This window comes from Micromonospora sp. WMMD1219, assembly GCF_049315215.1.
Lineage (GTDB): Bacteria > Actinomycetota > Actinomycetes > Mycobacteriales > Micromonosporaceae > Micromonospora > Micromonospora tulbaghiae.
The window spans coordinates 2,249,444-2,263,576 of sequence record NZ_CP186057.1; the positions used below are offsets into that span (position 1 = coordinate 2,249,444).

A 14,133-nucleotide genomic window follows, 5' to 3' on the forward strand; every position below is an offset into this window, starting at 1 on the left:
CGGCGCGCCCGGGACGGTTACGGTTGACTGGTGCGTGACCCGAGTGTGTCCCGATCCACGGCCGGCCGGCTCTCCGCCGAGCGCCGCGCCGACGACCTGCGCCGGCTCCGGGCCGAGCGGTTCGACGTGCTGGTCATCGGCGGCGGCGTGACCGGAGCGGGCGCCGCGCTCGACGCCGCGTCCCGAGGGCTGAAGGTCGCCCTGGTGGAGGCGCGCGACTACGCCGCCGGCACGTCCAGCCGGTCCAGCAAGCTGATCCACGGCGGCCTGCGCTACCTGGAGCAGCTGGAGTTCCACCTGGTCCACGAGGCGCTGACCGAGCGCGGCCTGCTCGCCACGCGGCTCGCGCCGCACCTGGTCCGGCCGGTGCCGATCCTGGTGCCGCTCCCGGCCGAGGGCGGCGCGCGTGACCTGCCCCGGCGCTTCTTCCGCCGCTCCTACTACGGCCTCGGCGTGGCCGCGTACGACGCGTTCGCCGGGGTGTTCGGCGGCGGGCGCGGCATGCCGCTGCACCGGCACCTCACCCGCGAGGGCACCCGCCGGATCTTCCCCAGCCTGCGCCCGGACAAGCTGGCCGGCGCGATCCGCTACTACGACGGCCAGGTCGACGACGCCCGCCTGGTGGTGACGCTGGCGCGCACCGCGGCCAGCCTCGGCGCGACAGTGGTGACGAGCGCCCGCGCGGTCGGCCTGATCCGCCAGGCCCGGGAGGTCACCGGCGTGCGGGTCCGCGACCTGGAGGCGCCCGCCGGTTCGCCGGACGCCGAGTTCGAGGTACGCGCCCGCACCGTGATCGCCGCCACCGGCGTGTGGAGCGACGACATGTCGCGGATGCTCAACGACGTCGGGCTGCGCCCGAAGCTGCGGGTCCGGGCGTCGAAGGGGGTGCACCTCGTGGTGCCCCGCTCGGCGATCGTCGGCGAGACGGGCCTGATCCTGCGTACCGCGACGAGCGTGTTGTTCGTGATCCCCTGGGGCGGGCACTGGATCATCGGCACCACCGACACGGACTGGCAACTCGACCGGTCCCACCCGGCCGCGACCGCGAGCGACATCGACTACCTGTTGTCGCAGGTCAACGAGGTGCTGGACCGGCCGCTGACCACCGCCGACATCGAGGGCGTCTACGCCGGGCTGCGCCCGCTGCTGGCCGGCGAGGCGGACTCCACCTCCAAGCTCTCCCGCGAGCACGCGGTGGTGGAGCCGATGCTCGGCCTGCTGCTGGTCGCCGGCGGCAAGTACACCACCTACCGGGTGATGGCCTCCGACGTGGTCGACCGCGCGATGCACCGGCTCGGCCGGACCCGCCCCTCGCGTACCGCCGACCTGCCGCTGCTCGGCGCCGACGGGTACGCGGCCATGTGGCGGGACCGGGCCGACCTGGCCCGCCGGCACGGGGTGGCGGTCGGCGTGGTCGAGCACCTGCTGGAGCGCTACGGCACCCTCACGCTCGACCTGCTCGCCCTGGTCGACGCCGATCCGCTGCTCGGCTCGCCGCTGGCCGGCGCACCGGAATACCTGGCCGCCGAGGTGACGTACGCCGCCCGCGCCGAGGGCGCGCTGCACCTGGAGGACGTGCTCACCCGGCGTACCCGGATCTCGATCGAGACCAGCCACCGCGGCCTGGAGTCGGCGGAGCACGCCGCGGAGCTGATGGGCGCGGTGCTCGGCTGGGACGCGGCGACCCGGGACCGGGAGGTCGCCCACTACCGGGCGCGGGTGCTGGCCGAGCGGGAGTCGCAGCTCATGACGGACGACATCGCGGCCGACGCGGCCCGCCTCGGCGCGCCCGACGTGCGCGGGTTCGCGGCCGACCGGGGCACCGACGGCCCGGGCGTTGAACTTCCGGCCTCCCCCAGGTAGGGGATCCCCGACCCGGGCCGCTCGGCCGGTAGTGCGCGCTACCTACGGAAGTGTAGGTTTCCCGGCGTGGTTCGCCCATCCTGGTTGCGCGTCCCCGCCCTGTGCGTCGTGGTCCTGCTGGCTCTGACCGGCTGCTCCTTCGGCCGGGCGGAGGGCGCCACCACACCCGGGGCGGCGGGCACGGCCAGTCCGACACCGGACGGCAGGCGCGTCTCCCTGGTGCAGCGGCTCGGCGACGGCCCGGTCCGCAACCTGGAGGTCGACCCGTCGGGTCGCTGGCAGTGCCGCGACTGCGCCGGTGACGGCGTGGACGCCACCGGCACGCTGAGCCCGGAGCAGACCAAGCGGCTCCAGCGGATGCTCGCGGACCCGGCGATCGCAAAGGAGACCGACCAGGCCCGCGGCTACAAGCAGGGCTGCATCGGCGTGCTGACCTCGACGCTGCTCGTGCCGCCGGACCTGACCGTCACCATCCAGGACTGCCCGGGCGAGCCGAAGCCGAAGGTGGCCTACGACGTGCTGCTGCTCGTCACCCAGGCCACACCGGCCGAGGACAAGGGCTAGAACACCTTGCCGGGGTTGAGCAGCCCCGCCGGATCCAGCGCCGCCTTGATCGCCTGGTGCACGCGTACGCCCACCGGGCCGATCTCGCGGGCCAGCCAGTCCCGCTTCAGCAGGCCGACGCCGTGCTCACCGGTGCAGGTGCCGCCCAGTTCCAGCCCCAGCCGCATGATCTCGTCGAAGGCCCGCCGCCCCCGGGCCAGGCTCGCCGGATCGGCCCGGTCGACCACGATGTTGGGGTGCATGTTGCCGTCGCCCGCGTGGCCGACCACCCCGATCGGCACCTGGCACGCCTCCGCGATCCGGGCCATCCCGTCCAGCAGCTCCGCCAGCCGGCCGCGCGGCACCGCCACGTCGTCGATGACCAGGCCGCCGTTGCCGCCCGGGAACGTCTCGGCCGCGAATCGCTCCATCGCCGGGTGGGCCAGTCGCCGCGCCTGGAGCAGGGCCGCGGCCTCGGTCGCGTCGGTGGCCGCGTAGACCTCGTCGGCGCCCGCCGCCGTGCACACCTCGGCCAGCCGGGCCAGGTCGTCGGCGGCCCGCACGCCGGTGTCCACCGCCGCGAGCAGCAGCGCCTCGGCGTCGGTGCGCAGACCCATCGGCCGGTACGCCTCGATCGCCCGCAGATGCGTCCGGTCCAGCAGTTCCAGCAGGCTCGGGGTGAGCCCGCGCTCGGCGATCCCGGCGACCGCGCCGCCGGCCGTCGCCACGGTGGGGAAGACCGCGACCAGGGTCAGTGACTCCTCCGGGGCCGGGCGCAACGCCACAGTCACCTCGGTGATCACGCCGAGCGTGCCCTCCGAACCCACGAACAGGCGGGTCAGGTCGTACCCGGCGACCCCCTTGGCGGTACGCCGTCCGGTGCGCAGCACCTCGCCGGAGGCGAGCACCACCTCCAGGCCCAGCACGTACTCGCTGGTCACGCCGTACTTCACGCAGCACATGCCGCCGGCGTTGGTGGCCACGTTGCCGCCGATGGTGGACGACTCCCAGGAGCCGGGATCCGGCGGATACCAGAGGCCGTGCTCCCGTACCGCGCGGGCCAGCGCCGCGTTCACCACGCCCGGCTGCACCACAGCGATCCGGCCGACCGGGTCGATCTCCCGCACCGCGTCCATCGCCACGGTGCTCACCACCACCGCGCCAGCGACCGCGTTCGCCGCGCCGGCCAGCCCGGTCCGCGCACCCTGCGGCACCACCGGTACGCCGTGCCGCCCGGCCGCCCGGACCACCGCCACCACCTCGTCGGTGTCACGGGGACGCACCACCACCAGCGGCGTGCCCGAGTCGCACAGGTCGGCCTCGTCGCGCTCGTGCCCGGCCAGCAGGTCCGGGTCGGTCAGCACGGCGGCGTCGCCGAGCGCGGCCCGCAGGTCGTCGAGGAGGGGATGGGCGGCCATGCCGGGAAGGCTACCGGCGTACCGTCTGTTGCCGTGCTCTACCTGGACCCGCCCGCCGTGCCCTGGCGCGGCCGGCTCTGGTCGCACCTGATCAGCGACGTCTCGTACGCCGAGCTGCACGCGTTCGCCGAGATGCTCGGTGTGCCCCGGCGCGGCTTCGACCGGGACCACTACGACGTGCCCGCCGAGCGGTTCCGGGCGGCGGTGTGGCTCGGCGCCACGGTCGTGCCCTCGCGGGAGATCGTCCGGCTGCTGCGTGACGCCGGCCTGCGCCGACCGAAGCACCGCGTCTCAGGCGAGCGCGGCCAGCTCCCGGGACAGGTTGACCCGCGCCCGGGCCTCCCAGCGGGCGTGCGGCTCGGGTAGGCGGTACAGCGCCGGCAGGGCGAGCAGGTGCCGCAGCACCGCGGCCCGGCCGGTGCGGAAGTCCGGTTCGGGCACGTGCGCGTACTCGGCGCGGATCGCGGCGGCGTACCTGTCGTACCGCTCCGCCGGGGCGGCGAGCACCGCCAGGTCCGCGTCGCAGAGCAACGCGCCGTCCGGGTCGTCCGGCCCGACCACGTGGCCGGCGGTGAGCAGCACCAGGCGGCGTACCCCGGTCACCGTCGCGGCCGGGAGCCCGGCGGCGGCCAGCAGCTCGCCGGCTAGGTCGGCGCTGGCCCTCTCGTTGGCGTCGCCCGCCGCGCGCGGGTCGTAGACCGCGTCGTGGCACCACGCCGCCAGCCGGACCACGTCGGGGTGGCGGGCCAGACCGGCGTACGCGTCGACCACGTCGAGCACCGCCCGCAGGTGCGCCTCGTCGTGGTAGCGCCGGTGCGGCTCCCGCCAGCCCGCCAGCAGCCGGGCACCGGCCCGGTCGACTCCCGCCGGATCGGTCGCGCCCGCAGCCCGTGCCGTCTCCCGCCACCGTGCCGTCAGATCGTCCACCGGGTGCAGTCTGCCCCACTCCGCGACCGGACCGGGGATTCAGCGGGTACGTCGCGGGTAGTACCCGCCATGGCCCGGGACCGACGACTGCCGTTCCTTCGTCGCGGCGATCAGCATGACGGCCCGGGCGACCGTGACGGCCAGCGGATCGCCTCCGCGATGGAGGAACTGCGGCACCGCAGCAAGGCCACACTGCACGACCGGCTGCACCGGGTCCGTACCGCGTTCGGCCTGGCGGTGCAGGCGGGGCTCGCCGCCGGCCTGGCGTACCTGATCGCGCACCGGGTGCTGAAGAACCCCCAGCCGGTCTTCGCCCCGATCTCCGCTGTCGGCACGCTCGCCGCCTCGGTCGGGCAGCGGTTCCGGCGCACCGTCGAACTGATCGTCGGGGTGGCAGTGGGCGTGCTCGTCGGCGACGCGCTCATCTACTTCGTCGGCACCGGCGCGTGGCAGCTCGCGCTGGTGGTGACCTCGGCGATCCTGCTGAGCATCTTCGCCGGGGCGAGCGTCGCGATCGTCATCCAGGCCGCCGCCACCGCGGTGCTGATCGTGACGCTCAGCCCGTCCACGGAGAACCTGGAGTTCCCCCGCTTCATCGACGCGTTCCTCGGCGGCGGCATCGCGCTGCTGGTCACCGCCATCCTGCTGCCGCTCAACCCGCTGCGGGTGATCAACCGGGCCGCCCGGCCGGCGCTGGACCTGCTCGCCGACCAGCTCGACGCCTGCGCCGGCGCGGCACGCGACCGGGACCGGGAGGCGGCCCAGCGGGCGCTGTTCCGGCTGCGCGAGAACAAGGAGGAACTGGCCGCGCTCTCCGAGGCGATCGAGGGCGCCAAGGAGACGAGCACGCTGTCACCCGCTCGCTGGCACCGGCGCAGCGAGCTGACCCACTACGCCGAGGCGGCCGAACCGATCGACCGGGCCATGCGCAACAGCGGCACGCTGATCCGCCGCGCCGTCACCATGATCGAGGACGCCGAGCCGGTCCCCGAGCCGATGCCGGACGCGATCGGTCACCTGGCCGAGTCGGTACGCCTGCTCCGGCAGGAGTTCGCCGCCGGACAGGAGCCGGAGGAGGCCCGCGAACGGTCGCTGCGCGCGGTGAGCGAGGCCGGCCGGGCGTACGCGGAGGGGGTCGGCTTCTCCGGCAGCGTGGTGATCGCCCAGGTGCGTACCACGGCGAGCGACCTGTTGGTGGCCTCCGGGATCGAGCAGGATGAGGCGAACCGGCTGGTACGGCAGGCGTTCGGCGAGAACCGCCAGGGCGAACCCGCAGCCCGCAACCCCGCCGCCCACCCGCCCACAGCCCCACCCGTCGGCTGACCCGTTCCGCCCCTGGGCTCCTGCGCGGTGATCATGAAGTTGACGGGAGGGAGAGCGCTTTCCGAGACGGTCAACTTCATGATCGACGGGGTGGGGCGCGGCTGGTGGGTGGGAGGGGCTAGGGGAGGTGGGTCAGGGCGGTCAGGAGGGTGTCCACCTGCGCCTGCGTGGTGCCGAGGCCGAGGCTGGCTCGTAGGGCGGTCGGGGGTAGGTCGGTGCGGCCGGTACGGGCGGCGGCCTCGGCCAGCAGGCGCCGGGTCAGCGGGTGCGCACAGAACAGGCCGTCGCGTACCCCGATCCGGTGCCGGCTCGCCAGATGGGCGGCCACCTCGGCGGAGTCCCGCCCGGCGACCACGAAGCTGACGATGCCCACCCGGGGCGCTTCGGGGGAGAACACGCGCAGCTCCACCACGTCCGGCAGCGCGGCCAGCCCGGTACGCAGCCGGGCCAGCAGCGCCTGTTCCCGGGCGTGCAGCGCGTCCCGGTCGGCCGCGCCGAGCGCCTCACACACGGCGGCGAGCGCCACCGCGCCGAGCAGGTTCGGCGTGCCGGCCTCGTGCCGGGCCGGGCCGGTCGTCCAGCGCACCTCGTGCGTCGCGGCGCCGACGTGGCTGGTGGCGCCGCCTCCGGCCAGGTACGGCGGCGCCGCGTCCAGCCAGTCCGCGCGCCCGGCCAGCACGCCCGCGCCGAACGGGGCGTACAGCTTGTGCCCGGACAGGGCCACGTAGTCCACGTCGAGCGCGGTCAGGTCTACCGGGGCGTGCGGGGCGAGCTGCGCGGCGTCGACCAGGATGCGGGCGCCGTACCGGTGCGCCACCCGGGCCAGCTCGGCGACCGGCCAGCACTCGCCGGTGACGTTGCCGGCGCCGGTGACCGCGACCAGCACGGGCAGGCCGGGCCGGGCGTCGCGGGCGAGTTCGCCGAGCGCCGCCGCGAGGGAGCGGACCGCGCCGGCCGGGCTGTCCGGCACCGGCAGCCGTACCGAGCCGCGCGGCCAGGGCAGCAGGTTGGCGTGGTGCTCGCCACCGAACGTGATCACGGTGGTGCCGGCGGGCAGCGCCCGGGCCAGCAGGTTCAGCGCGTCGGTGGTGTTCCGCGTGAAGATCACGTGATCGTCGGGGCGGGTGCCCAGGAAGTCGCCGACCGTCTGCCGGGCCCGCTCGTAGGCGAGCGTGCAGCGCCGCGACAGCGCGCCCGCGCCGCGGTGCACACTCGCGTACCAGGGCAGAAGCTCGGCCACCGCGTCGGCCGCGGCCCGCGCGCACGGCGCGCTGGCGGCGTGGTCCAGGTTGATCTCCCCCGGTACGCCGAGCACGCCGAGCGGGTCGGGCCGGACCGGCGCGGGCAGCACGGGCAGCGAGGGTACGAGGGTGACGGTCATGCCGGAGCCTCCCGGGTCACAGGGACCCCAGGGGTGCCGGGACGGGGTCCGCGCTTGCCCGGCGCGCGGAGCGGCACCGGGCCCGGTCATCACCCGGGGCACCCCACCGCGAACCTCGACGAGGGTTGCCGGCCAGCAAGCCGGGGCTTGACGCTGGCGCTCGTGACCTGTCCGGGAGCATAGCCCTCACGATGCGACCGGACCAGTGGGTCGTGGGTGACTACGCTGACCGCATGGCCGACACCCCGCCCGGCGCAGCTCCGCCGCCACCGCACGCGCCCGCCGCCCCGCCGGGGGCGCCGGCGCCCCGGATGCCGCTGCGCCGGCTCGGCTGGCGGCGCTTCCTGGTGCTGGCCGGCGTGGTGCTGCTGATCGCGGCCGGTGCGCTGTTCATGGTGTTCACGCTCGGCGAGAGCCTGGGCGCCGAGGCGCTGCTGATCGGCGTGATCGCGGCGATCCTGCCGGTGCCGGTGCTGGTCTTCTGCTTCCTCTGGCTCGACCGTTACGAGCCGGAGCCGCTCAAGTACCTGATCTTCTGCTTCGCCTGGGGCGCCTTCGTCTCCACCGCCATCTCGCTGCTGGTGAACACGGCCAGCGCGGGGCTGTTCGAAGACCGGGGGCTGCCGGTCGCGCTGACCGCGGTGCTGGTCGCGCCGTTCATCGAGGAGCTGACCAAGGCGGCCGGTCCGCTCCTGGTGCTGATCTTCCGGCGGCGGGAGTTCTCCGGCATCACCGACGGCCTGGTCTACTGCGGGCTCTCCGCGGTCGGCTTCGCCATGGTGGAGAACATCCTCTATCTGGGCGGGCACGGCTACCGCGCGGGCGCCGACGAGTACGGTCCGGCCACCGGCGCGCAGCAGGTGATCGCGATCTTCATCGTCCGGATCCTGCTGTTCGGCTTCGCCCACCCGCTGTTCACGTCGATGACCGGCGTCGGGCTGGGTGTCGCCGCGCGTACCGCCGACCGGCGGGTGCGGGTGCTCGCGCCGCTCGCCGGGCTGCTGCTGGCGATGATCCTGCACGGCACCTGGAACCTGCTGCCCTCGCTGGCCCAGGCCACCGGCGAGACCGTGATCGTGCTCTACGGCTACATCGGTGTGATGGTGCCGATCTTCTTCGCGATGGTCGGGCTGGCGGTCTGGCTGCGCGCCTGGGAGGGCCGGCTGACCGAGCGCACGTTGCCGGACTACGTCCGCGCGGGCTGGCTCACTCCGCCCGAGGTGGCGGCGCTGGGCAGCCTGGGCCGCCGGCACGCGGCGCGTACGTGGGCGCGCCGGGTCGCCGGTGACGGCGGGGTACGCGCGATGCGCGGCTACCAGTTCGCCGCGACCCGCCTGGCGCTGCTGCGCGACGGGATGCGCCGAGGGCTGGACCGCAAGCCGGAGGAGCGGGAGCGGACGGCGCGGGAGGAACGGGAGCTGCTGGACGCGATCACCGCGTACCGGTCGTTCTTCGTCGGTCGTGACCCGCAGGCGCCGGTCGGGGTCTGGGACGGTCAGCGCTACCACCTGCGGTTCCCGGACGGTTCGCAGCGCCCGGTGGAGGCGCCGGACGACCCGGTGGTGCCGATCCCGGTGGTGCTGGCCCAGCCGCCCGCCTTCCCGCACGGCGGCTACGGCCCCAGCGGCTACGGCCCGGGCTGGCACGGCCCGGCCGCCGGGCACGGTCCGGCTTCCGGTCACGGCTACGGCCCGGGTGCCGGCCACGGACCGGGCGGCCGGCACGACCCGGGCGCGCCCTGGCATCCCGGGCGCTGAGAGGCCGTTCGGCCCGTCGGCGGCGCCGGTCAGCTCATCAGGCCGGTCAGGAAGTCGCCGAGCCCCTGGGCGATGGCCATCAGCGCGCCGCCGATGCCCTTGAACACCTGCGCCGCCCCGTCCGGCCGGAACGCCATGAAGTAGATCAGGAACGCGAGGAATCCCCAGGCGAGGATCTTCTTGATCACTACCGGCATGGTGTCCCTCCCCAGGGCGCGCTGAGGTGCCTGGGCTTCCCGCCGGGCAGCGCCGCAAACAGCACCGCCGCGCAGCGAGCGGCGTCGGAGGGGGAGAGCTACAGGTAGAGGCCGGTGGAGCCGGCGGCGGTGGTCTCCACCCGCTCGGCCGCCACGGCGTGCACGTCCCGCTCGCGCAGCAGCACGTACGCCCGCCCGTGCAACTCGACCTCGGAGCGGTCGTCCGGGTCGAACAGCACCCGGTCGCCGGCCACTATCGCGCGGACGTTCGGCCCGACGCCGACCGCTGTGGCCCAGGCCAGCCGCTTGCCCACGGCTGCCGTCGCGGGGATCACGATGCCGGCGGTGGAGCGGCGTTCCCCCTCGCCACCCTCGGTACGCACCAGCACGCGGTCGTGCAGCAGACGGATCGGCAGCCCGGCGTCGAGACTCTGGTCGGCGGTCACGCGAAGACGCTACCGCGTGGCCGTCGGTCGATTCCGGTGTGGTTGGCGAGTGCGCAGGGCGGGCAATGTGTGGCCGAGTCGCCCTAGGGTGGGGCGTACGGACGTATCCTGTGCCCCCTGCGATCTGGTGGGGCTGATTTTGCCGGAGGTGCGCTTGAGCCGCTTCGAGCGGATGCGCGGGCGGCTCCGCCGCGCGTACGAGTCGGGCCGGGAGACGGCCCGGACCCGGCGGGCCACCGCGGAGGCGGAGGACGCGGGAGTGGCCTCGCCCGCCACGCCGGGGCCGACCGCCCCGCCGGAGGCGATGGTCGTGGGCGCCGGGTCGCCGGCCGCGTTGCACTCCTCGACTGTGAGCCGGGACGACACGGAGGTGCCGCACGCGCTGCGGATCACCGCCGCGTGGTGCTGGCGGCTGATCGTGATCGGCATCGTGACCTGGGCGCTCATCAAGATCATCGGCACGATCAGCATCGTGATCATCCCGCTGACCGTCGCGCTCCTGCTCTCCGCGCTGCTCGCCCCGGCGGTCGGCTGGCTGCTCCGGGCCCGCCTGCCCCGCTCGCTCGCCACCGGTGTGGTGCTCGTCGGCGGCCTGGCCGCAGTGGTCGGCACGCTGACGCTGGTGGTCAACGAGTTCATCAAGGGCGTACCGGAGCTGAGCGAGAAGTCCTCGGAGGGCATCCGGCAGATCCAGGACTGGTTCAAGACCGGCCCGCTGCACCTGTCCGACAGCCAGCTCGACCGCTACATCAACGAGGCGCAGAACTGGATCAACGGCAACACCGAGCGGTTCACCAGCGGTGCGCTCAGCACCGCCGCCACGCTCGCCGAGGTGCTCACCGGCACCGTGCTCGTGCTGTTCGCCACGTTCTTCTTCCTGCGCGACGGCAACTCCATCTGGCGGTTCCTGGTCCGGCTGCTGCCGGTCGCGGCCCGCTGGAAGGTCGACGACGCCGGTCGCGCGTCCTGGGCGACCCTCGGCGCGTACGTGCGGGCCACCGTCCTCGTCGCCTTCATCGACGCGGTCGGCATCGGCATCTTCCTGGTGCTGTTCGACATCCCGTTCGCGTTCCCGCTGGCCGCGCTGGTCTTCCTGGGCGCGTTCATCCCGATCGTCGGTGCGTTCCTGTCCGGCGTGGTGGCCGTGCTGGTCGCGCTCGTCGACAGCGGCCCGGTGACCGCCCTGATCATCCTCGGTGCGGTGGTCGGCGTGCAGCAGGTCGAGGGCCACGTGCTCCAGCCGCTGATCATGGGCCGCGCGGTGGCCATCCACCCGCTCGCCGTGATCATCGGCATCGCCGCCGGCGTGGTGCTCGCCGGCATCGCCGGCGCGCTCGTCGCGGTGCCGCTGATCGCCGTGGTCAACACCGCGGTCCGGCGGCTCGCCGCGCGTACCGTGCCGGACACCCCACCGGACGCGGTGGTGGTCGCCTCCCAGGCGCCCTGACCGGCGACAGATCCACCGACGCCCGCGTCACCCCGGCCGGGGAGGCGCGGGCGTCAGCTCTTGGCGAGCCGTTCCAGCGCGCCCCGGGCCACCTCCGGGCGGGTGGTGTACCAGAACGGCGGCAGCGAACGGCGCAGGAACGGGCCGTACCCGCGGGCCGTCTCCAGCCGCGAGTCGAGCACCGCGACCACGCCCCGGTCGCCGGTGGCCCGGATCAGCCGGCCGACGCCCTGGGCCAGCCGGACCGCGGCGATCGGCACGCTCACCGCCGCGAAACCCGAGCCGCCGCCGGCATCCACCGCCGCCGCCCGCGCCGCCGCGAGCGGCTCGTCCGGGCGGGGGAAGGGCAACCTGTCGATCACCACGAGCTGGCAGGCGTCGCCCGGCACGTCCACCCCCTGCCAGAGCGACATCACCCCGAACAGGCAGCTCTCCCGTACCTCGCGGAACCGGCGCACCAGCAGCGGCAGCGCCTCCTCGCCCTGGAGCAGCACCGGCAGGTCGGTCCGCGCGCGGACCAGCTCCGCCGCCTGCTGCGCGGCCCGTCGCGACGAGAAGAGCCCGAGGGTACGACCACCGAGCGCCTCGACCAGCGCCAGCAGTTCCTCACCGGCCGGCCCGGGCAGCCCGGAGACGCTGGGACGGGGCAGGTGCGCGGCCACGTACAGGATGCCCTGCCGGGCGTAGTCGAACGGCGAGCCGACGTCGAGCGAGCTCCAGCCCGGCCCCTCGGTCGCCGGTACGGTGCCGATCGCCGCCCGGCTGCCCTCGGTGGCGGCCACCGGCGTGACCGGGGAGCGGCCCGCGGCGGCAGCGGTGGCGATCGCCGCGGCGGCCGGGGACGGCGGGGCGGGCGGCGGCGCGTCCAGCCCCAGTGCCCGGGCCACCGTGTCGAAGCGGCCGCCCAGCGCCAGCGTGGCCGAGGTGGCGACCACCGTGCGCTCGTCGTACAGGTGGGTGGCGAGCGTGCCCGCCACGGACAGCGGCGCCACCACGAGCGCCCGGCGACTGCCGTTGTCCGGCTTCTCGACCCAGGCGACGTCGTGGTCGGCCTCCTCCAGCAGCCGCTGGGCGGTGGTGGACAGCTCGTCCAGCACCGCCTTGGCCTGCTGCTTGCGTACCGGGTCGGGGTCGTCGGCCTTCACGTCGCCGATCGCCTCCAGGGCGGCCCGGGTCGCCGAGTCCAGCAGCGTGCACGCCTCGCGCAGCGCGGGCGGCAGACCGGCGGTGAGCCGCCCGGCCGGCGCCTCGGCCAGCCCCACGGCGAGCGCGTCACCGGCCTCGGTGAGCCGCTCGGCCACGTCGGGGCGCAGCAGCGGCCGGGCCCGCCGGGTGGACCTGTCGATCAGCTCCGGCACCAGTTCCGCCTGGGCGGCCGACGAGACGCGGTCGGCCAGCTCGTGTGCCTCGTCCACCACGAGCAGCTTGTGCGGCGGCACGATGTGCCGCCCGGCGAGCATGTCGACTGCGAGCAGGCTGTGGTTGGTGACCACGATGTCGGCCTCGCGGGCGCGGGCCCGGGACGCCTCCGCGAAGCACTCCTGGCCGAACGGGCAGCGGCTCGCGCCGACACACTCCCGGGCTGGCATCGAGACGCTGCGCCACACCTGCTCGTCCACGCCCGGATCCAGCTCGTCCCGGTCGCCGGTGGCGGTCTCCTCGGCCCAGTCGCGCAGCCGCTGCACCTGCTTGCCCAGGCGGCCCGCCTCGCCGAGCCATTTGGTGCCCCCGTTGCCGGAGCGGGGCGCGTCGAACAGCGCGTCGTCCGGCTCGTCCTCGACCGAGCTGTCCAGCCGGGCCAGGCAGAGATAGTGGTGGCGGCCCTTCAGTACGGCGAAGGTGGGACGGCGGCCCAGCACCGGCTCGACCGCGTCGGCCAGCCTCGGCAGGTCGTGCTCGACGAGCTGGGACTGCAACGCCAGCGTGGCGGTGGACACCACCACCGGCCCGTCCACTGTGAGCGCCGGAGCGAGGTAGGCCAGGGACTTGCCGGTGCCGGTGCCGGCCTGCACCAGCAGGTGCTCGCCGGAGCCGATGCTGCGCTCGATCGCCTCGGCCATCTGCTGCTGACCCGGCCGGGCCGCGCCGCCGGGAACCGCGCCCACCGCGGCGGTCAGCAACTCCCCGGCACCGGGTCGGTTGCTCCGGCGCTTCTTCGGGACGGCCGGGCCGGTGGCGGTGCGGGACGGGGTCACCGTGCGACCGTACCCGCCGGCACCGACGGGGGTCCGGCCACTCCGGCGGCGTGGCGGGACGGCGGGTCGCGTCCGGTTACCTCCCGATCGCGTGGCGTGGCCGGAATCGGTTAGGGTGCCAGGCATGCCGAGCGACGTGGTCCGCGTGATCTACCGCAAGTACGACGGCAGCGCCCACCGCGACTACCCGGCCCGCCGGCTCGCCGAGGACGACCTCGGCGTCTGGCTCGGCGTGCCCGCCGGCACCGAATCCGTCTACCACGGCCGCCCGTCCGTCGAGCAGATCCCGTTCGTCCTGCTGGTGCCGCACCACGGCTGGTGGACCGGCATGTTCAACCCGCCGCCGCGCACCAGCGAGGTCTACTGCGACATCGCCACCCCGGCCCGCTGGGAGGGCGAGGAGACGGTCCACCTGATCGACCTCGACCTGGACGTGGTGCGCCGCCGCGAGACCGGCCTGGTCGAGCTGCGCGACGAGGACGAGTTCGCCGTGCACCGGGCCCGCTGGGGCTACCCGGACGACGTGGTCACCGAGGCCGAGGCCGCGTCCCGCTGGCTGCTCGGCGCGCTCGGCGACGGCACCGAGCCGTTCGCCACGTCGTACCGGAAGTGGCTGGCGCTGGTGGTCTGAGCCGG

General features: G+C 74.9%; 13 protein-coding genes and 1 riboswitch. Of the genes, 7 read left to right on the plus strand and 6 right to left on the minus strand.

Annotated features, from left to right (window positions below; genetic code table 11):
- The first annotated feature begins 45 nt into the window (after positions 1 to 45).
- Both ACN27C_RS10755 and ACN27C_RS10760 read left to right on the plus strand, forming a co-directional pair.
- Positions 46 to 1,863 (plus strand): glycerol-3-phosphate dehydrogenase/oxidase, encoded by a 1,818-nt coding sequence (locus ACN27C_RS10755; protein WP_121686490.1) that lies wholly within the window; start codon positions 46 to 48, stop codon positions 1,861 to 1,863.
- 66 nt (positions 1,864 to 1,929) lie between these two features.
- Positions 1,930 to 2,427, plus strand: a complete 498-nt coding sequence (locus ACN27C_RS10760) for a hypothetical protein (RefSeq protein ID WP_120572894.1) — start codon at positions 1,930 to 1,932, stop codon at positions 2,425 to 2,427.
- Here the strand turns inward: ACN27C_RS10760 and ACN27C_RS10765 are convergent.
- A complete protein-coding gene (locus ACN27C_RS10765; RefSeq protein WP_422751070.1) occupies positions 2,424 to 3,824 on the minus strand; it encodes an FAD-binding oxidoreductase in 1,401 nt (466 codons plus the stop codon). The genes ACN27C_RS10760 and ACN27C_RS10765 overlap by 4 nt on opposite strands.
- Positions 3,825 to 3,857: 33 nt before the next feature.
- On the opposite strand from ACN27C_RS10765, the gene ACN27C_RS10770 reads away from it, so the two are divergent.
- Positions 3,858 to 4,190 carry a DUF4031 domain-containing protein gene (locus tag ACN27C_RS10770; RefSeq protein WP_422751071.1) on the plus strand — a complete coding sequence of 111 codons (333 nt, stop codon included), beginning with the start codon at positions 3,858 to 3,860 and terminating at the stop codon, positions 4,188 to 4,190.
- Here the strand turns inward: ACN27C_RS10770 and ACN27C_RS10775 are convergent.
- Positions 4,116 to 4,751, minus strand: a complete 636-nt coding sequence (locus ACN27C_RS10775) for a metal-dependent phosphohydrolase (RefSeq protein WP_357824884.1) — start codon at positions 4,749 to 4,751, stop codon at positions 4,116 to 4,118. The two genes, ACN27C_RS10770 and ACN27C_RS10775, sit on opposite strands and share 75 nt — an antisense overlap.
- A gap of 69 nt (positions 4,752 to 4,820) precedes the next feature.
- On the opposite strand from ACN27C_RS10775, the gene ACN27C_RS10780 reads away from it, so the two are divergent.
- Entirely contained in the window at positions 4,821 to 6,074 is a 1,254-nt protein-coding gene (locus ACN27C_RS10780; RefSeq protein WP_422751072.1) for an FUSC family protein, read from the plus strand.
- Between the two features lie 118 nt (positions 6,075 to 6,192).
- Here the strand turns inward: ACN27C_RS10780 and ACN27C_RS10785 are convergent, their stop codons facing one another.
- On the minus strand, positions 6,193 to 7,455 hold the full coding sequence (locus ACN27C_RS10785) for an aminotransferase class V-fold PLP-dependent enzyme (protein WP_422751073.1): 1,263 nt from the start codon (positions 7,453 to 7,455) through the stop codon (positions 6,193 to 6,195).
- Between the two features lie 45 nt (positions 7,456 to 7,500).
- Positions 7,501 to 7,623, minus strand: a riboswitch (SAM riboswitch).
- Between the two features lie 23 nt (positions 7,624 to 7,646).
- Between ACN27C_RS10785 and ACN27C_RS10790 the strand changes: the two genes are divergently transcribed.
- The gene (locus ACN27C_RS10790; RefSeq protein WP_422751074.1) at positions 7,647 to 9,212 is read left to right on the plus strand and encodes a PrsW family intramembrane metalloprotease; all 1,566 of its coding nucleotides are present in this window, start codon (positions 7,647 to 7,649) and stop codon (positions 9,210 to 9,212) included.
- A gap of 29 nt (positions 9,213 to 9,241) precedes the next feature.
- Here ACN27C_RS10790 and ACN27C_RS10795 read toward each other — a convergent pair whose 3' ends face one another.
- Positions 9,242 to 9,409 (minus strand): hypothetical protein, encoded by a 168-nt coding sequence (locus tag ACN27C_RS10795; protein ID WP_013288841.1) that lies wholly within the window; start codon positions 9,407 to 9,409, stop codon positions 9,242 to 9,244.
- 98 nt (positions 9,410 to 9,507) lie between these two features.
- Positions 9,508 to 9,855, minus strand: a complete 348-nt coding sequence (locus ACN27C_RS10800) for a GroES family chaperonin (RefSeq protein ID WP_120572899.1) — start codon at positions 9,853 to 9,855, stop codon at positions 9,508 to 9,510.
- A 172-nt stretch (positions 9,856 to 10,027) separates the two neighbouring features.
- On the opposite strand from ACN27C_RS10800, the gene ACN27C_RS10805 reads away from it, so the two are divergent.
- Complete coding sequence (locus tag ACN27C_RS10805; RefSeq protein WP_308212722.1) at positions 10,028 to 11,302, plus strand: AI-2E family transporter; 1,275 nt, start codon at positions 10,028 to 10,030, stop codon at positions 11,300 to 11,302.
- A 53-nt stretch (positions 11,303 to 11,355) separates the two neighbouring features.
- On the opposite strand, the gene ACN27C_RS10810 is transcribed toward ACN27C_RS10805, so the two are convergent.
- Positions 11,356 to 13,497 carry an ATP-dependent DNA helicase gene (locus ACN27C_RS10810; RefSeq protein WP_422751075.1) on the minus strand — a complete coding sequence of 714 codons (2,142 nt, stop codon included), beginning with the start codon at positions 13,495 to 13,497 and terminating at the stop codon, positions 11,356 to 11,358.
- A 124-nt stretch (positions 13,498 to 13,621) separates the two neighbouring features.
- On the opposite strand from ACN27C_RS10810, the gene ACN27C_RS10815 reads away from it, so the two are divergent.
- Positions 13,622 to 14,128 carry a DUF402 domain-containing protein gene (locus tag ACN27C_RS10815; protein ID WP_013288837.1) on the plus strand — a complete coding sequence of 169 codons (507 nt, stop codon included), beginning with the start codon at positions 13,622 to 13,624 and terminating at the stop codon, positions 14,126 to 14,128.
- Positions 14,129 to 14,133: the final 5 nt, after the last annotated feature.